Consider the following 18,958-nt stretch of genomic DNA (forward strand, 5'->3'; position numbering starts at 1 on the left):
TACTTAAAGGTTGGACAAGTAGTGCCCAACCTTTTTGTTCAAGAAGAGGAAGAATTATGTTTAGAAAGAAAAAACATGCGGCACCTGAGGCAACCTTTAAGGAAGTATGGTCTAAAGGCAATATTGCTACCAAATTATCATTCTTTTTTATGGGTTCCAATGCTTTGGCAAATAAGCAATGGGTAAAGGGCCTAGCATTATTGCTGGCAGAAATAGCCTTTATTGTTTGGTTTGTTTTTAGTGGCATATCCGCAATTAGTATGTTGTCAAGTTTGGGACCAATTAAAAGTAAAAAGGTTGTTTATGATAGCGCCCAAGGCGTTTATATTACTAAGCAACCTTCAAACTCCGTTTTGATTCTTTTGTTTGGCTTACTGGCAATTATTGTTTGTATTGCAATGGTTTACTTATACATTGTCAACCTGCGCTCTACCAGAAAAAATTATGTACTCCAGCGGGATGGCAAACACATTTTAACCAATAAAGAAGAACTGGCAAACTTGTTTGATTCTCGTTTGCATGATACTCTGATGACTTTTCCAATCATTGGTATTCTCTGCTTTACCATTTTGCCGACAATCTTTATGATTTCAATGGCGTTTACCAACTATAACCGACAACACCCAATTGCCTTTTCTTGGACAGGGTTTCAAGCTTTTGGCAATGTCCTTAGTGGTGACCTCTCAGGCACGTTCTTCCCGGTTTTGGGTTGGACACTCGTCTGGGCGGTAGCTGCTACAGCAACAACATTCTTTTTTGGAGTTTTGCTTGCCTTACTGATTGAATCTAAAGGAATAAAACATAAAGGCTTCTGGCGGACAATCTTTGTGATTGTCTGGGCTGTACCTCAGTTTGTTTCTTTGTTAATGATGGCTCAGTTCTTAGATTATCAGGGCGCACTCAACAATATCTTAATGAATATCGGCTGGATTTCTCATCCGTTACATTTTATTGACAGTCAAGCCTCACCTTTGGTAGCACGAATAACGGTTATTATTGTTAATATGTGGATCGGTATCCCGGTTTCAATGCTGGTTTCGACTGCGATTATTCAAAATTTGCCAACGGATCAAATTGAAGCCGCAAAAATTGATGGTGCTAATGCCTTACAAGTATTCAAATCAATTACTTTTCCACAAATATTATTTGTGATGGCACCTTCTCTTATTCAACAGTTTATTGGTAATATTAATAACTTTAACGTGATCTTCCTGTTAACTGGCGGAGCACCAATGAATAACAAGTATAATGGTGCAGGTTCTACCGACCTGTTGGTAACGTGGCTGTACAACTTAACCTTTGGTCAGGAGCAGCGCTACAATGCGTCAGCGGTCTTGGGTATCCTCATCTTTATTATCAGTGCGGTATTTTCATTAATTGCATACCGCCATACCAATGCTTTTAAGGAGGGCTAAAAATGAAATCATATCAAAATCAAAAACGCCTTTCACTCATTTTTCGTTACCTATTATTGATTATCCTGGCTGTAGTTTGGATTTTACCAATTATCTGGATAATATTAGCCAGTTTTTCCTATAATGATACGGGATTTGTTTCAACTTTTTGGCCTGAAAAATTTACTTTTGACAACTACATTGGTATTTTTACTAATTCACAGTACCCACTAGTCAGCTGGATTATTAACACATTGATTGTTTCTATACTATCAATGATCATTTCTACTTTTTTAACGATTTCGGTTGCTTATGTTTTGTCACGGTTACGCTTTTCGTTTAGAAAGCCGTTCATGCAGATTGCACTGGTCTTGGGCATGTTTCCTGGATTTATGTCAATGATCGCTCTTTATTACATTTTAAAGGGCTTAAACATGTTAAACCTGGGCGGCCTGCTACTGGTATATGTCGGTGGTGCCGGACTGGGATTCTACGTTGCCAAAGGCTTCTTTGACACAGTACCATTTTCAATTGATGAAGCAGCTGAAATTGACGGGGCCACTAAATGGCAAATCTTCATGCACGTTGATTTGCCATTAGCTAAGCCTATGATAGTTTACACTGCTTTAACAGCCTTTATTGGTCCGTGGACTGACTTTATTTTCTCGGGAATCATTTTGTCAACCTCAGGCAATCCTAAAACATACACAATTGCGTACGGACTTTATAACATGGTGCACAACACTAAAGGCAATGCTACCGCGTACTTTGCGGAGTTTGTTGCTGGTTGTGTGATTATCGCTATTCCAATCACGATCTTATTCGTCTTCATGCAGAAGTTTTACGTTAACGGTATTACTGCTGGTGCAGAAAAGGGATAGGACTTAGTAAGAAAAATGCGGCTCTTAGGAGTCGCATTTTTTTGCTTTGGCAATATTTTTTGAAATCATTAAGTGGTCGTTAACATTCAATTTGTAATAAAAGATTATGAAAGTTTGTTAATCCAATTATGCCATTCTTGAATATAAAAATTAGAGTCACGCGGATCCATTTTTGAAATATAGACAGTTGAATAATTTATTTCTTTAGAATAATGAACTGCATTATTGGCACTGCCGAAAGCACTGAGTTCTGAAATTGCGGCAGTTTTAACGTTTCTTTGAGCAATGTTACTTAAATACTGCATTAGATATTGATTGTGAATCATTCCCCCATCAGTATGAATTTCATGGTTAACTTGAGGAAATAGTTTTTTCGATTCTGGCTATTTGTTATTTTTTAATTTCTAAAGTGACTAATATGACAGAATTGTCAATATTAATGGTAGTTGTAGGATTAGCATGGTCTCTGTTTTTACCCTATAGTTTCGGGCAAGCAATGGCTAAAGCACCAACAGGATCAGAAAATATGAGCGTATCAGTAGCCATGGTAGGATGCAACTTAGGCTGCTTTATAGCACCATATGTGATGGCAGCTTTGGGGAAACTGATTGGAAATACAAGTGCAACTAAATCCTTTATAATTTGTTCAATTTCATTTGTACTCATGGCGGTAATAATACTATTTTATGAATTGAAGTCATCAGCAAGCCATGATAGTATTTGAAAATTAGTTTATAAAATTAATTATCCTAGCTAACAAAAATACATTGAGTTTATTGCCCAATGTATTTTTTTATAAATATTTTATTGACAAAAATCATAATTTGAGTAATACTGAAACCGTATTCAATATACGGTATTTTGAATATTCTATAAAAAGGGGATTTTAAATTGCAAACTGCACAGTATAAAATGAGAGGATTAGCGCTAACATTTTTAGCAAAAAAGTATTTACTTTTGGAACCTGACAATCGTGTACCAACAGTAGAGGAATTTTGTAAAGAATCAAATATATCTCAGGGTACAATGCAGGCAGCAATTAGTATCTTAAAGGAGGATGGTGCAATTAGTACGAGATCAAGAGGTCATTTAGGTACATTTGTTGAAAACGTTAATCACCAAAAGCTACTTTCTTATTTAGGAAATCGTACGCTAGTTGGTTCATTGCCGTTGCCGTATACTAAAAAATATGAAGGACTCGCAACTGGAATTTACAAGGCATTTTTCAACAATGAGATTCAGGTTAGTCTTTCGTATATGAATGGTAGTGAAAAGAGACTTTCGGGATTACAGGAAGATCGTAGCAATTTCATTATAACTTCAGGATTAACTGCTGATTATTTAATTAAAAAAAATGACAACTTAGCGGAATTTTTAGTACTGCCTGAACAAACTTATGTTACAAAGCACGTTTTAGTTTTCAGAAAAGGTGAAGATGCACAAATAAAAAGTGGTGCCAAAATTGGGGTAGATACACAGTCCATTGATTATACTTTACTGACTAAATATGTGACTAAGGGCCAAGATGTACAGTTAATTCAAATGCCATATAACCAAGTGAGCAAGAGTATAGAAGAAGGACTAATCGACTTTGCTATTTGGAACGAAGATGAAGTTGTCGAACATAACTATCCACTGGCTTATAGTGAAATAGATAATAACTTGACTGTTCGCTCTTCTCAAGCTGTATTTGTTGGTAAAAAAACGGATATTTTTACAAAAAGTATTTTAGAGAAAACGATAGATGTAGATAAATTGCTAAACACACAGAAAAAAGTGATTTCTGGGGAACTTCTTCCGGAATATTAAGGATGTGGTCATTTTTAATGCAAAAACAGACAAAAAATAAGCTGAATATGCTATTGCAGGCAGGTAAAATCAATGATTTAGACGTTGAATTTCTTAATGAAATTGATAATGATTTGAGTAAATATGATGATGGAAATAAAGAAGAGATGTTGTTAATTCATGTGGCAATGACCATCTCAAGACAAAGAAATAACGAGATGATTGATGTCATGCCGGCAGATCTTTGGCAACAAATAGAAAATAAACCTGTATTTCAACGAGCAAAGCAATATTGGCTAGAAAAGAAAGCAAAATCACCCATTATCCTTAGTAAAGATGAAGATCAGTATATTATTATGCATATAGTAAATGTTCTGTCGAAGGGGGGACATTAATATGACTAAAATTGTAATTGGTGGTCAAATGGGCAAGGATGATATCAAGAAAGATTTACAAAAGTTGACGAGCGGTATGAATGTAGAAATTACCGTGAAAAGTGACTTGGATGCTGCAATGTCAATTCAAAATCATCAAGCTGATTTTTACATTGGTGCTTGTGCGACAGGGGCTGGCGGAGCACTGGCAATGGCCACAGCCTTACTTGGTTCCGAAAAAACTCTAACAGTTGCTACACCAACTAGGGTTCTAAAACCTGATGAAATTAAACAAGGAATAGAAAACGGCAAAATTGCTTTCGGTTTTACATTTAATGCTAAGGATACTGTGCTACCGGAAATTGTTAGAGCATTACCTTTATAATGGTTTTTAATATCAATATTCAATTTATAGAATATTGAATATAAGGAGGAGAAAAAATGTCAATGACTACAATTATAAATTATGTTCTAATAGCTCTCGTTGGGGGCGTTGGTTCAGTTGTGGCGAATAAAGGAATTGCTGTTTTCAATGATGGATTAAGACCAATTTATCCTGAATATTTTGACAATAAAATTAATAGGCGTGAATTAGCGCTAACATCTTTTGGAGTTAGTTTTGGGTTAATTATTGGATTTGGTATTCCAATTTCAATTGGTTCAACAATTTTGCTTGCACATAGTATTTTGCTTGCTTGTGATATTTTTGGAACTTGGACACCTAATAATAAATGGGGCGCTGCCATTGCTTTTGCTATCGGTGCAGTTTATGGCGCAGGATTGTTACTGGGATTATCTTGGATAGTTAGATTATTCAAAATGTTGCCATTTAACTTTTTCGGAGCACTTTCTCTTTTAGGTAGTCCAATATTGCTTGCATTTTGTGCATTTCCAGCGATTGCCGTTTCAGAACAACATAACGTAAAAAAGGGTGGTATTACTTTTCTTTGGACTTTTGTAACCTATGTTTTAAGCAGTAAGTTTGGTACCTTTAATCTGGGTAATGGTATTACTATCACCTTGAATGCAACTGGTATGGCATTGTTAGTAGCCATGATTTGTATGGTTTACTATGCAGCCAAAGTAAAAGGAACTAATAATTCAAACGAAAATTTGGTTAATATCTTTTCAGCACGTATCGGAAGAATTAAGAAAAATTGGATTTGGCTTTCATTAATGGGAGGACTGATTACAGCTGCCTCCAGTGAGTTGATCCTAACAATAGATGTTCTGTCACTACAATTATTAAACAAAGGACAAGTTCATGAAGCAGTATTGACTTCTTTTGCCAGAGCTATCGGATTTACTCCATTAGTATTTTCAACTGCTATTGTTACTGGTGTTTATGGCATGGCTGGAACAACCTTAATTTTTGCAATCGGCTTGTTATTAAAAGGACAACCACTCGTAGCCTTTATTGCTGGTGCTGTCTGGATGTGGATTGAAGTCCAAGCCTTAGGTGCTACTGCTAAGGGAATGGATAAATTTCCAGGCTTACGCGATATGGGTGACCATATTCGTAACTCTCTGATGGAAACTATTTCAATTTCTTTATTAATTGGGGCGGCCATTGCATGTAATAAGATGGCACCAACTTTTGGATTCTTCTGGGTTATAGGTACCTGGCTCCTAAATAAAAAAATGAAGAAGCCTTTAGTTGATATGGCTGTAGGACCAATTGCCACCATAGCTTTAGGACTTTTATTAAATATTTTAAGAATAGTGCATTTATTCTAAGGAGATTATATGACAGTTTTAAAACCAGGTATTACTTATGCCCATGAACATATTCCTATAGATCGTTCTGAAGTGATTGAAGATGAGGATGCATTACTTGATTCTCAACAGCTTGTAATACAGGAATTAAAAGAGCTTTATAAAAAAGGAGTAAGAAACTTTGTTGAAGCAACCTCTCGAGGTATTGGAAGGAATGTAGCTTATGCACAAAAAGTAGCTACAGAAACAGGAATTAATATTGTCCAAGCTACAGGCTGGTATCAATCTGCCTTTTTACCAATAGAAGTATATCAGTTATCAGTCACACAATTAGCTGAAATGATGATCAAAGACATTACAATAGGAATTAAAAATACAGATATTAAAGCTGGAGTCATAGGAGAAATTGCCACAACTAAAAATAGGTGGACTGAACAAGAAGAAAAAGTATATAATGCAGCAGTTATTGCTAGTAAAGAAACTCATACTCCAATTATGACACATACTTCAAAAGGTACTTTAGGACATGAGCAAGTTGAATTTTTTCAAAAAAAACATGCTAATTTAAGCAAAATCATTATCGGACATGTTGATTTAACCGGTAATCCTAATTATGTTTTAGAAATGTTAAAGACAGGAATCAACGTAGAAATAGATACTATAGGTAAAAATAATTATATGTCTGATGCTAAACGGGTGGACATAATTAAGGCAGCTCAAGATGCAGGCTTTACAGATCAAATTGTTATGTCGATGGACATAACCAGAAAATCTCATTTAAAAGCAAATGGTGGCATTGGTTATGCTTATTTATTGGATAGTTTCATTCCTGAGCTAAAAGCTGGCGGTGTAACTGAGGGGTTTATTAATAAAATGCTGGTAGAAAACCCTCAAAGAATTTTTGGTGGTGATTGGAATGACTGATTTTACAACATATCCGCTAGAAAGTATTACACCGGATGAAGCTTTAAAAAAGCAGTGGCAATTAGTAGATGCAATTACTAATGTTTTTGCGGGTAATGAGATTATTACCAGAGGAGACTTGGGAGTTATTCCAGGATTAAATGAACCCAAGTTTACAAAAAAGGCAGAGGAAGTAATTGCTAAGTTTTTTAATACTGAAGCCGCCATGCTGGTAAGAGGTTCAGGTACTGGCGCTATTAGAAACGCACTACATTCTGCTTTAAATGCGGGACAAACTTTGTTAGTTCATGAAGCTCCAATTTATCCCACTACCCAAGTTTCTCTAACTATGATGGGTGTAAAAACAAAAGAAGTTGATTTCAATGAAATTGATACTGTTAAATTACCGGAAAATATTGCGGGCATATTAGTTCAATATACTAGACAAAAGCCTGATGATTCTTATGATATGGGTCACGTTTTAAAAGTCTTAAGGACACGCTATAACCGCAATATTCCTATCATTACAGATGATAATTACGCTGTTATGAAAGTGCATAAAATTGGAACTGAACTAGGTGCAGATTTAAGTTGTTTTTCCACATTTAAGCTATTGGGTCCTGAAGGGATAGGATGTATAGTCGGTAAAAAAATATATTTGGATAAACTACGAGAAGAAAATTATTCTGGTGGTTCGCAAGTTCAGGGGCATGAAGCTTTGGACGTTTTAAGGGGCATGGTATATGCACCTGTTGCATTAGCTAATCAGGCTCGAGTTATTAATGAGTTAAAAGAGAGACTTAATAACAACGAGGTTCCAGGGATCAAAAAAGCTTACGTTGCAAATGCACAATCAAAGGTTTTACTGGTGGAATTTGCTCATCCGATAGCAAAGGAAATTTTAAAAAATATAGCTAAATTTGGTGGTGCACCTAATCCAGTTGGTGCGGAATCTAAATATGAAATAGTTCCAATGATATACAGAGTTTCAGGAACATTTAAAGCATATGATCCTGAATTATTGGACAATACTATTCGAATAAATCCATATAGAGCAGGTGCAGATACTATTATTAACATTTTACAAAAATGTATAAGGGAGGTGAAATAGTGTTTTTACCTTCACTAAAAAAATATAACCCTTGTCTAATTGATTATGCAGTTCAACTTCATCAAAGTGGTCAGATTTTACCAGACACTTATGTCGTTGATTTGGAAGCAATTAAGAAAAATACCAAAAAAATGGTTAAGGTAGCTCAAGAAAATAAGGTTGAGTTGCTTTATATGACAAAGCAATTTGGTCGTAATCCAGTTATAGCTAAAACGATTGAAGAAGCCGGAATACCACTAGCAGTAATTGTTGATTTTAGGGAAGCGGAAACCTTTATGCATTATGGACTGCACCTCGGTAATGTGGGAAATTTGGTGCAAATGCCGAGAAGCTTAGTAAAAAAAGTCTTAGCTTATGGAACCAAATACGTAACGGTTTATTCGATGAACAATTTAGTATATATCAATCAGATAGCTAAAGAATTAAAAATAACTCAAAAAATCATCCTTAAAGTTATAGGAAATAGTGATGAACTCTATCCGGGACAAGTGGGAGGGTTAACTATCAGCGAGTTTGAGTCTAATTTCACTAAAATCGTAAACTTTTCAAATGTTGAGTTGGTTGGTATAACCTGTTTTCCCGCCCTTTTATTTAATGACACTACTAATAAAATTGAACCTACTACTAATATTAAAACTATAGAAAAAGTCAGAAAAATATTTCGGGAAAATAATTATCCTTTACAGGTTGTGAGTTTACCCTCTGCTACATGTTGCAATTCAATTCCATTAATTAAAAAATTGGGAGGAAACGAAGGGGAGCCCGGTCATGGTTTATCAGGTACTACGCCACTTCATGCAAATTCAAGGCAACCGGAAATTCCGGCATACTGCTATGTTAGTGAGATTTCGCATAGTTTTAAGGGCCACAGCTATTTTTATGGCGGAGGATATTACAGAAGAGGACATGTACATAATGCATTAGTATTTGCTGATAATCAGGAATATGAAAGTAAAGTTTTACCTTTTGATAATGAAAATATTGACTATTACTTGGAGCTTGAAGATTCTTATACGGAGGGTGCAACAGTTATTACTGATTTTAGGACGCAAATTTTTGTTACAAGAAGTGTTGTAGCGATTGTAGATGGTTTGCAATCAGGCAAGCCAAAATTATTAGGTTTATATGATAGTCAGGGCAAGCATATGCCTAAGGAGATAATGTAATGAGTAAATTTGGTGTAATAGTTTTAGACGGCTTTGGTGTTGGTGCAATGGACGATGTACCTCAAGTCCGGCCTAATGATGTTGGTTCAAATACAGCTTTAAATATCATTAAAGCTGAGCCGAATATTGACATTCCCAATCTTGAAAGATTAGGTTTAATTAATGCAATTGGTGTTGAACGTGGCAGACATATTTTTTCACCGGACGCGAATTGGGGTACAGCTCTTCTTAAACATCACGGAGCTGATTCTTATTTAGGACACCAAGAAATAATGGGAACTAATCCACCAATGCCTTTACTTCAACCCTTTAATGAAGTAATTGATCAGGTTGAAAAGCAGGTAAAAGAAGACGGCTTTGCTGTAAAAAGATACGGAGATCCAGGATTAGAAATTTTAGTTGTTAATAACTGTGCAACTGTTGCTGATAATTTAGAAGCAGATCCAGGACAAGTATATAATGTTACGGCTACTTTAGATAAAATGTCATTTACAGAAATTACAAAATTAGGAGAATCTGTTAGAAAAGTAGTCAAAGTATCCAGAGTAATTGCTTTTGGTGGTAGTGATGTGACCATTGATAATATTCTTGATGCTCGGCACATTAAAAAAAAGTATGTTGGTATTTCTGCACCGGAATCAGGTGTATATAAGAAAAATTACCATGTTGTTCATTTAGGTTACGGTATTAATCCCAAGGTCCAGCTAGCTAGTATTTTGATTCGCCATGGAATTGATGTAGCCTTAATTGGTAAAGCTTCTGATATAGTAAGAGGTGACACTGATAGAAGATTTCCTGGTGTAGATAGTAACTACTTATTTGATAGATTTATGGATCAGGTAAAAGAAATAAATAATGGATTAATTTTCATGAATATTCAGGAAACTGACTTAGCTGGTCACTCTGAAGATACAGATCATTATGCAAGTATTTTGGAAATTGTAAATAGAAGATTGCCAGAAGCGGAACAGTATTTTACCGGAGATGATATTTTAATTGTCATGGCAGATCATGGTGATGATCCTACTATTGGTCATGCACAGCATACTAGGGAAAAGGTTCCTTTATTAATATATAAAGAGAATGTTCATTATAAATATGTTGGTGAAAGAGAATCTCTTTCTGATGTTGGTGCAACTGGGGCTGAATTCTTCGGAGTAGAAATGCCACAGAATGGAACTAGCTTTCTCAATAGAATAACAGGAGGTGTGGATATTTCTTGATAATGCTATAACATATTTAAGGCTTTTACTAAATTATATAGAAGAAAAATGCGGCTCACATGGGTCGCATTTTTTGTTTGGGTAAAAAATCTTTTTAGGTTTAGAATGAAAGAAAAGGGGGGCTATGCTTATGGAAAATGTCAAAATTATTCAAGGTGACATTACTAAATTAACTACAGATGCAATTGTTAATGCCGCAAACAAGTCTTTATTAGGTGGTTTGGGCGTTGATGGTGCAATACACCAGGCAGCTGGACCGCAGCTGCTGGCCGAGTGCAGACAGCTTCATGGCTGTGAAACAGGCCAGGCTAAGATTACCAAGGGGTACAAGTTACCTGCCAAGTTTGTCATTCATACTGTGGGGCCAATTTATTCAGGTTCTAAACAAGATAATGAGTTATTAAGGGACTGTTATATAAACTCGTTAGCTTTAGCTAAAGATCATAATTTGCATAGTATTGCTTTTCCGGCAATTTCTACTGGGGCTTACGGTTTTCCTGCTGCACCAGCTGCCCATATTGCTTGTGCAGCCGTGCAGAATTGGCTTACGGAGCATTCTGACTATCAAATGAAAGTTATTATGTGTGCCTTTGATGCCAAAACGACAGAATTATACCGAGCAGAAGTTAAAAAATATGCTTGAGTAAAAATTAAAAAAGTTGCTTTCAATTGCTTTTCGAAAATTAATCTTCCTGACATCGAACTATCCCTTTAATTGCTAAATCTTATTTCAATAATTTAGCCACAATAATACCCCCAAATTTGTTCTAAATCTGGGGGTATTTTCACATAAATAAAGCTTTTATTTTACAATCAGGGCAAAGGCTTCATATGGCCTTAAGTTAATGTTGTTAAGTGATTGCGGTGCATTATAGTTACTAATTAAAACTTGATCAATTATATCTGGTGCAGAAAACTGTTCGGCACTACCAGTCAAATTGGCAACGACTAACCAGCGCTCGCCAGCAAGTTCACGATAATAAGCCAAGGCGTTAGGACTCGCAGGAACAGGTGTAAAGCTGCCATTAGTGATAATTTCGTTTTCATGACGTAATTTAATGAGTTTTTGATAGGTATAAAAAATTGATTGTGGGTCTGCTAAAGCGGCTTGAACATTAATATCCTGATAATTAGGATTAAGCGCTAGCCAAGGCTTACCAGTAGTAAAGCCAGCAGACTTAGCCGTTGACCATTGCATCGGTCTGCGCGCATTGTCGCGTCCTTTAGCATTGATTGACCTGATCAGTTCTTCTTTGGTATAACCTTGCTTGATTCGCTCATTATACATATTGATACTTTCGAGGTCTTCAATTTCTGAAATATCCTTGACTGGGCAGTTAGTCATACCAATTTCTTCACCATTATAAATATACGGAGTACCACGCATTAAATGTAAGGCAATGGCAAACATTTTGGCAGACTGTACGCGATATTTGCCGTCATCACCCCAACGTGAAATGACACGGGGAATGTCATGGTTTTCCCAAAATAAACTATTCCAACCGTGGTTATAATCTATTTGCGTCTGCCATTTAAGCAAAACTTCCTTAAGATCACTGGCTTTAAACGGCTTGAGATCCCATTTTGGTTTTCCCGGTTGCTTATCAATATTCTGATCTTCAAACTGAAAAATCATTGAGAGTTCATGTCGAGCGGGGTCTGAATATTTACGGGCGCTGTCAAGGTCGGCACTCCAGGTCTCACCAACAGTGACTACATCACGGTTAGCTAAAACAGCTTGGTTCATTTCCTGAAGATAATGATGAAGCTGTGGACCATTTTCGCGAATTTTGCGATCAGGCTCTTTGCCAATCAGTTCGATTACGTCCATTCGGAAGCCGCCAATGCCTTTATCAAGCCAGAAGTTCATCATGTCGTATATTTTGTGCCGTAATTGCGGATTTTGCCAATTCAAATCTGGTTGTTGCGGGGCAAAAAAGTGTAGGTAATACTGGCCCGTTTGATCATCGAATTGCCAGGCAGAACCTGAAAAGTCAGATTTTAAATCATTTGGTTCATGACCAGCAACAGGATCACGCCAAATATAAAAATCGCGGTAAGGATTATCTTTACTTTTGCGTGCCTCGATAAACCATTGGTGTTGATCAGAAGTATGATTAACAACTAAGTCCATGATGATCCGAATGTTGCGTTTTTTAGCCTCACTAATCAGCCTGTCCATGTCTTGCATAGTGCCATATTGCGGATCAATCGCTTCATAATCAGCAATATCATAACCATTATCGATGCCGGGAGATTTGTAAATTGGCGAAAGCCAAATTGCATCGATCCCCAATTTTTGCAAATAATCCAAGTGACTAATAATGCCGGGTAGGTCTCCGATACCGTCACCATTGCTATCTTGGAAGGACTTGGGATAAATTTGATAAATTACTGCATTTTTCCACCAAGGTGTCATATTAATTCTCCTTTGCAATCGCTAACATTATCAGTTAATTATAACACTGCAGAATAATGAGAATTAATGTTACCGGTATCTGATTAAAGTCCTAAATCTGAGCGTAATTGCAGTGCTTCTTCGTCATTGCCCAGCTGCAATAAAGCATCTTTTAAGCATAACATGGGCTTGCAGTCACGATCTGGCGTAGTTTGTGCGTGAGCCAAAGAACTGAGAATGGCTTCGTTAACTATATCAACTGTAATCCTAAAGTAGCGGTCAATTTTGTCATCAGTAATTGCCTGAACCGTACTTAATTCGTGGTCAGGAAAATGACTTATGCGGTTAGCTGTAGAAAAGGCCAGGGTAACCTCACCGCTGCCATTACCACTAAAGGAGCCAGTGCGTGTAATGCCAATACCAGAACGCTTGGCAATGCGTTTTAATTGCCTCGAGTTAAACGGAATATCGGTAGCAATTATTGTGATAATACTCCCTTTTTCCTTACTGTCTTTGTTATCCACAAACTTTTTACCAATAGCATGGCCGTAAATATTGAGATCGGTGCTAAGACCAAAATTGGACATGACTAGCGCGCCCATTGTAAAGGTTTTACCGTCAATCTCGACTTGCCTTGATGCAGAGCCAATACCACCTTTGAGTTCATAGCAGCGCATACCTGTACCGCCACCAACACCGCCTTCAGCGAAATCAGTTGCGGCCGCGGTAAAAGCATCGTTAACATCGTCTTCGGTGACACCCAAATCGCGAATATGATTAATTGAACTGTCATTACATTCCATGATGATCGGATTAATGCTACCAGTTGAAAGGCCAATTTCTGGGTTTTCGGCCAGCATTCTTTTGACCAGAGCCATCGAGGCAGTGCCCACGCTGAGAGTATTGGTTAACACCAGAGGCGTTTCGATTGTACCCAGTTCATTAATTTGAATTAAACCTGTACTTTTGCCAAAGCCGTTAATCACATGTGTAGCGGCCGGCATTTTTTCCCGAAAAATATTATCTGGGCAAGGGTTGATTACAGTGACACCGGTTCTGAGTCTATCAGTGACAACTGTCTTGTGGCCAACTGTCACTCCGGCAACATCTGTAATTAAGTTTTTTGGTCCAGGCTTAGTATCGCTAAGCGCAAATAAAAGTGGCTTGTTAAGTCCCATTTTTACTCCTTTTTTTAAAAAAATTTTCTTCTCTTATTAAAACGGTTTGCCAATTTTAATGCAAGACAAAATGGTTCTACAAAAACAATCTGATGCAAGGCTAGGTAGTCAACAAGCGCACAGCTTTTGGCTGCGCCAATTTATGCAATCTGCTAATCAGGATTAGATTGGCAGAAAACAAGGCAAAGAAAAAAGAACCAAACAGTTTTACTTACTCACTAGGAGTTATTATGCCAAGCAAAAAGAAACCCGATTAGCAGCGACACCTACTAATTGGGTTTCTTTATTTATGAAAAGTATTTTTTATTATCTAAAGTTAGCTTTCTTAACAAATTGGTTCTTGCCTATGATGTAGTACCACTTGTTGTGCATCTTGACTGCACCACCGTAAGTTCTAACTTTCTTATTCTTCTTTAGAACTTTACGTCCAAGGCGCTTAACTTTCTTGTTAGCTTTCTTAGAGTAGATATAAGCATTGTGCTTTAATTTACGGTTAACTCCAGTTATATTAACTGCTTTGACAAAGTCATTATTGCCCAAATCATAGTATTTTTTGCCTTGAATTAGCTTAGTGCCATATGTTTTGACCGTTTTGCCAGCAAAGTACTCACCCTTTTTACGGACGCCATTTTCATCATAAACATATGAATTGTGGAAAACAGTTCTTGTAACAGAACTTAAACCAGTAGCATTTTTAGTGTAAATGTAAGTAATGTCTTGATTTTGATCACTGTAAAAGCCGGTAGCATTATCAGGCCTGGTTTTTAGCGTATAGCCCGCAATTTCTACAGGAGAGGTAATATAGCCATCGCTGACATTACCCTGTAATACCGTATCGGGTGCAAGTTTATTGCCGCTTTCATCTTGATAATGAACAATCACATTTGCGGCTTTGACTGGGGTTGAAGCGGCTGGAGTAGAAGGGACGGATACGGGAACAGCGGAATAAACGAACTTGACACTTTGCGGCTGATCAGTGAAAAAGCCACTGGCGTTAGCGGGAATTTCCTTGATAATATATCCTGGAATTGTTTTAGGTGTTAGTTTATAGCTGTTACCGATTTTACCGTTTAAACTTGTTTCATCCGCAATAGACTTGCCGTCAATATCTAAATAAAAAGCCTTAATAGCTGCACCCGGACGAATAAACGTGTCATCAATTCCTTGGGACGCTAAATCATTAGAAGATAATTTCTGGTTTGCTTGTGGTGCGTCTTCAGTGCCATTGCCAACATTAACCCATGTTCCTGGAGTATCAAGATATGACTCATTAATATTGGTCTTTTTACCTAGTTTAAGGGTGTTCAATTTAGTAAGTCCATCTAACATATAACCCTTGTCAATAGCGGGATTTATGACGAAACTGCTGAGATCAAGTTCTTTTAAATTACTACAACCATTAAACATTCCCATCATATCGTTCACTTTAGAAGTGTCAAACGATGACAAGTCTAACTTGGTTAAGCTGGAACAATCTTCAAAAACTCTTATCATGTTGGTAACATTACTAGTATTAAATTTGCTAAGGTCTAGAGCAGTTAAACTGGAGCACCCACTAAACATGAATTTCATACTGTTTACATTAGCTATTGTGAATTTAGGTGAAAACTTAATGCTCTGCAAATTTTCACAACCTTGAAACATGCCTTCTACATATTGTGTATTGGTGGTATCAAAGCCGGACAAATCCAGGTCAGTCAATTTACCGCAATCCGCAAACATATAAAGCATATTAGTAACTTTGGGAGTCTGTAAATCACCGATGCCGTCTATGCTGGTTAAATTTTTACAATTTGCAAACATGTACCTCATGTCAATGGCATCAGATGTATCAAGATTTTTTAGACCGGTAATTTTAGTTAAATTAGGTAAGCCTCTGAACATTTCTGCAGCCGAATTAACTTTTAATTGACCAGTAAACTTCACTTCCTGAATATCATCTTTGTTAATGCCATTAATATAGGCCATAGATCCGGGTTGAGTAACACTGCCGCCGGGAACAGTAACTACGTGGTTGCTATAAGTGACGTCGAGGTTTCCCCATTTAAAAGTATTAGGAGCTGAATCTTGAAATTGAGGCGCCTCTGGAGTGTTAACTTTTGGTTGATCGTTTGTGGTAGATTTAGGGAACGCAACTTTATTGTTAGCATAATTTTTACCAGCAACAGTTTGCTTGGTAAGGGATGAAAGCACTGTCTCATCGGCTTTGACTGTTTTAGGGGTCATGGATAATAAGCTTAAGCTGGCAGCAGCAATGCTAAAGTACATTAATGAAGTTTCTGTTTGCTTAGAATTCTTTTTCTTACTCATGTTACTATTCCTTCTTCAACAATAAAATAAATGTATACTTGATTAATATTTAGCTTATAATTTATTAAAGGTATTATACAATGCTTTTAGTTTATTAACATAATTTATACACTTTTATTTGAAAAGAACAAATAGTTAATTTGATTAATAAATTGCCAAGCTGGCTTGCTTACTCACTAGGAGTTATTATGCCAAGCAAAAAGAAACCCGATTAGCAGCGACACCTACTAATTGGGTTTATTTATGAAAATTATTTTTTATGGCTCTATAATTTATCCTGTTGATGACTTATCCATGTAGTAAGCTGTTAATAGGTTTTTTAGCGCAAAATCCAAATGCGCACAAGTCGCCAGCCAATGGCTAAAACAAAAATAACATTAAAGGCAATGATTACCGTCTTGATGAAGGTCATATTTTGGTAAAACTTTGGCCGGGCTGCAGGCCGAACCTGCTCGGACTTTTTAATCTTTTTCTGGTCTTTTTTGGCTGTTAAAGACTCCTGGCGTCTTTTTTTACTTTGCTTTGGCTTAGCGGTTAATTCTGTAGCAATTAAGTTGTGTTTCGTCGCTTTATTTTTAGCGATTAAATCGCCTTGTACAACCGTCCGGTGCTGGCCGTAGCCATACTTAGAGGTATTAAAGTCAGAACAGGTAATCAATGTGATCATGCTTTTATCCTGCACGTTGTTTTCGACTTCAACCTGAGTGGGTTTAATAGCAAAAGAAATTGTTTTGATTTTATACGTATATATATGATGTAAGTCAGTTATGTAAATGAGGTCGCCGGGGCGTGATAAGTGCAAATTATCTAAAACGGCGGGACCATAAGACCCCATGTAGTGTCCTGCGAGTACGTAATTATTAGCACCACCCATGACACGGTCGGGCAGGCAAGTTACCACACCATATTCTAGATTTTGATTCTGGTCTCCGTAGCCGGCAAAAAGGGGATTATGAATATTGACACTGGGAATAGCAATTCTGCCAATGGCATAGGCCTTAATTTGTTTAGCTCTGAGAACTTCGGCCGCACTGACTGACTTAGTTTTGCTGGCATCGTAATTTGTTGTGCGTTTTTTATTTCTATCTGCTTTCTTTTGTGTTAAAGTGGTATTTGCTTTTTGCGCATTTTGTTGAACGACATAGGAGTTACCGAACCCGGAACCAAAAAAGATCAGAGTTACTCCCAGGTAAAAAAGGGCTCCTAATAGTAATACACGAATAGTAGACCACACTTGATATTTTAAAGAACGTTTTTGCTTTTTATTTGCCATTGAACTATTTCTCTTTAAACTTCTATATTAGTTTTCTGCTATTATTTAAGTATAAATTTGCGTAAAGCACAATTATTTGTTTTGTAGGAAACACTTAAAAATAATAATCAAATAAGTATTGAAATCGCTTATACACTACTTTATAATATCAGCTGTAAGTAGACGTGTTACTGATTTGATCAGGCATTAACCTATGAACAATACTTATTTTGGTACTGTTTGTAGGTTTTTTTATTGGAAAGGAAGTAAGTTGAATGAAATTTGTAAAGAATTTTAACAACAATGCTGCCTTGGTGTCTGATGAATCTGAAGTAGACTGGGTGGTGATTGGTAACGGGATTGGCTTCGGTAAAAAAGCTGGCGATCCCATTGATGAGGACAAGATTTCGCGCCGTTTTATAGCAGTTGGGGAAAACCTTAAAATGGTTGACAGCGTGCGGGATATTGATCAGAGGACTTTAGCATTAACTACTGCTGTGATTAATTTGGCCAGCCAACAATTGCAAATAACTTTTTCGGATTATCAGTTTATGGTATTAGCAGATCATATCAACTTTATGTTAACCCGTGCTACTGAAAATATTGAATTGGGTCAGGATACGCTTGGCTGGGAAATGCGAAAATTATTTCCTAAAGAATACGGCACGGCTCAGGAAGCGTTAGAACTGATGCAGGAAAAAACCAAGCTTGATTTTCCTACAAGCGAAGCAGCATATCTGACATACCATTTTATTAACGCTGGCTCTGGTCAAACCAAACTGCAGGATACTATCAAAATTACTAAGCTTATTCGCGGAGTAGTTGATATTATTCAGTACCAGTATGGGATGCAACTTGATACTGAATCATTTAATTTTAACAGGTTCATGACGCATTTACGTGCCTTCATGGTAAGGCATATGTGTGGCGAATGTGAGAAGGATTCGGGTGAAGAACTTGATAATTCTTTAATTGAACTGATGAAAGTCAAGTATCAAAAGGCGTATGACACTGTCCAAAAAATCGGCACGTACTTATATAAACAAACAGGCTGGAAAATGCAGCCTGATGATCAGGTATATTTAACTCTTCATGTCTGGCGGGTAACGCATAGACAAAATGATGCACAATTACAAAAGAGTTAATTCTACGATATTTTAATAATTAATTAGTTTAAACGGTGTGTTACTGTTTACAGGCATTAACCCGAGAACTTTAGGTGAAAGTCTCACAAAAAATTAGTGAGATGTTTTCTTGAAGTTCC

Annotated in this window: 18 protein-coding genes; 13 read left to right on the forward strand and 5 right to left on the reverse strand. The window is 36.8% G+C overall.

Annotated features, from left to right (window positions below; all coding sequences use genetic code 11):
• The first annotated feature begins 56 nt into the window (after positions 1–56).
• The gene (locus ACFQ32_RS03630; protein ID WP_046325642.1) at positions 57–1,415 is read left to right on the forward strand and encodes a carbohydrate ABC transporter permease; all 1,359 of its coding nucleotides are present in this window, start codon (positions 57–59) and stop codon (positions 1,413–1,415) included.
• Between the two features lie 2 nt (positions 1,416–1,417).
• Complete coding sequence (locus ACFQ32_RS03635) at positions 1,418–2,275, forward strand: sugar ABC transporter permease (RefSeq protein WP_046325641.1); 858 nt, start codon at positions 1,418–1,420, stop codon at positions 2,273–2,275.
• 104 nt (positions 2,276–2,379) lie between these two features.
• Here ACFQ32_RS03635 and ACFQ32_RS03640 read toward each other — a convergent pair whose 3' ends face one another.
• On the reverse strand, positions 2,380–2,601 hold the full coding sequence (locus ACFQ32_RS03640) for a glycerol kinase (protein ID WP_122038129.1): 222 nt from the start codon (positions 2,599–2,601) through the stop codon (positions 2,380–2,382).
• Between the two features lie 92 nt (positions 2,602–2,693).
• On the opposite strand from ACFQ32_RS03640, the gene ACFQ32_RS03645 reads away from it, so the two are divergent.
• The 10 genes from ACFQ32_RS03645 (at position 2,694) to ACFQ32_RS03690 (ending at position 11,199) form a co-directional block, all read left to right on the forward strand.
• Positions 2,694–2,999: a hypothetical protein gene (locus ACFQ32_RS03645; protein ID WP_046325640.1), complete on the forward strand. Its 306-nt coding sequence runs from the start codon at positions 2,694–2,696 to the stop codon at positions 2,997–2,999.
• A gap of 167 nt (positions 3,000–3,166) precedes the next feature.
• Positions 3,167–4,084 carry a GntR family transcriptional regulator YhfZ gene (yhfZ, locus tag ACFQ32_RS03650; RefSeq protein WP_046325639.1) on the forward strand — a complete coding sequence of 306 codons (918 nt, stop codon included), beginning with the start codon at positions 3,167–3,169 and terminating at the stop codon, positions 4,082–4,084.
• Between the two features lie 17 nt (positions 4,085–4,101).
• Positions 4,102–4,458 carry a PRD domain-containing protein gene (locus ACFQ32_RS03655; protein ID WP_158596028.1) on the forward strand — a complete coding sequence of 119 codons (357 nt, stop codon included), beginning with the start codon at positions 4,102–4,104 and terminating at the stop codon, positions 4,456–4,458.
• A gap of 1 nt (position 4,459) precedes the next feature.
• Complete coding sequence (locus ACFQ32_RS03660) at positions 4,460–4,822, forward strand: DUF2620 family protein (RefSeq protein ID WP_046325637.1); 363 nt, start codon at positions 4,460–4,462, stop codon at positions 4,820–4,822.
• A gap of 56 nt (positions 4,823–4,878) precedes the next feature.
• Positions 4,879–6,174 carry a YhfT family protein gene (locus tag ACFQ32_RS03665; RefSeq protein ID WP_046325636.1) on the forward strand — a complete coding sequence of 432 codons (1,296 nt, stop codon included), beginning with the start codon at positions 4,879–4,881 and terminating at the stop codon, positions 6,172–6,174.
• Positions 6,175–6,183: 9 nt separating this feature from the next.
• Positions 6,184–7,077, forward strand: coding sequence for a phosphotriesterase family protein (locus tag ACFQ32_RS03670; RefSeq protein WP_046325635.1), 894 nt, complete (start codon positions 6,184–6,186; stop codon positions 7,075–7,077).
• Entirely contained in the window at positions 7,070–8,167 is a 1,098-nt protein-coding gene (locus tag ACFQ32_RS03675) for an aminotransferase class V-fold PLP-dependent enzyme (protein WP_046325634.1), read from the forward strand. Before ACFQ32_RS03670 ends, ACFQ32_RS03675 begins: the two co-directional genes overlap by 8 nt.
• Positions 8,167–9,333 (forward strand): alanine racemase, encoded by a 1,167-nt coding sequence (locus ACFQ32_RS03680; protein WP_046325633.1) that lies wholly within the window; start codon positions 8,167–8,169, stop codon positions 9,331–9,333. Before ACFQ32_RS03675 ends, ACFQ32_RS03680 begins: the two co-directional genes overlap by 1 nt.
• Entirely contained in the window at positions 9,333–10,556 is a 1,224-nt protein-coding gene (locus ACFQ32_RS03685; protein WP_046325632.1) for a phosphopentomutase, read from the forward strand. Before ACFQ32_RS03680 ends, ACFQ32_RS03685 begins: the two co-directional genes overlap by 1 nt.
• A gap of 130 nt (positions 10,557–10,686) precedes the next feature.
• The gene (locus ACFQ32_RS03690) at positions 10,687–11,199 is read left to right on the forward strand and encodes an O-acetyl-ADP-ribose deacetylase (RefSeq protein WP_046325631.1); all 513 of its coding nucleotides are present in this window, start codon (positions 10,687–10,689) and stop codon (positions 11,197–11,199) included.
• A gap of 159 nt (positions 11,200–11,358) precedes the next feature.
• Here ACFQ32_RS03690 and ACFQ32_RS03695 read toward each other — a convergent pair whose 3' ends face one another.
• The 4 genes from ACFQ32_RS03695 to ACFQ32_RS03710 all read right to left on the reverse strand — a co-directional run bounded on the left by ACFQ32_RS03695 (position 11,359) and on the right by ACFQ32_RS03710 (position 17,715).
• Positions 11,359–12,975: a glycoside hydrolase family 13 protein gene (locus ACFQ32_RS03695; RefSeq protein WP_046325630.1), complete on the reverse strand. Its 1,617-nt coding sequence runs from the start codon at positions 12,973–12,975 to the stop codon at positions 11,359–11,361.
• Between the two features lie 83 nt (positions 12,976–13,058).
• Positions 13,059–14,132 carry a P1 family peptidase gene (locus tag ACFQ32_RS03700; RefSeq protein ID WP_046325629.1) on the reverse strand — a complete coding sequence of 358 codons (1,074 nt, stop codon included), beginning with the start codon at positions 14,130–14,132 and terminating at the stop codon, positions 13,059–13,061.
• 306 nt (positions 14,133–14,438) lie between these two features.
• Positions 14,439–16,442: a BspA family leucine-rich repeat surface protein gene (locus ACFQ32_RS03705; RefSeq protein WP_052724675.1), complete on the reverse strand. Its 2,004-nt coding sequence runs from the start codon at positions 16,440–16,442 to the stop codon at positions 14,439–14,441.
• A 319-nt stretch (positions 16,443–16,761) separates the two neighbouring features.
• On the reverse strand, positions 16,762–17,715 hold the full coding sequence (locus ACFQ32_RS03710; RefSeq protein WP_046325628.1) for a class A sortase: 954 nt from the start codon (positions 17,713–17,715) through the stop codon (positions 16,762–16,764).
• 254 nt (positions 17,716–17,969) lie between these two features.
• Between ACFQ32_RS03710 and ACFQ32_RS03715 the strand changes: the two genes are divergently transcribed.
• Positions 17,970–18,839: a PRD domain-containing protein gene (locus ACFQ32_RS03715; RefSeq protein WP_046325627.1), complete on the forward strand. Its 870-nt coding sequence runs from the start codon at positions 17,970–17,972 to the stop codon at positions 18,837–18,839.
• Positions 18,840–18,958 lie beyond the last annotated feature (119 nt).

This window comes from Lactobacillus melliventris, assembly GCF_042679465.1.
Taxonomy (GTDB): domain Bacteria; phylum Bacillota; class Bacilli; order Lactobacillales; family Lactobacillaceae; genus Lactobacillus; species Lactobacillus melliventris.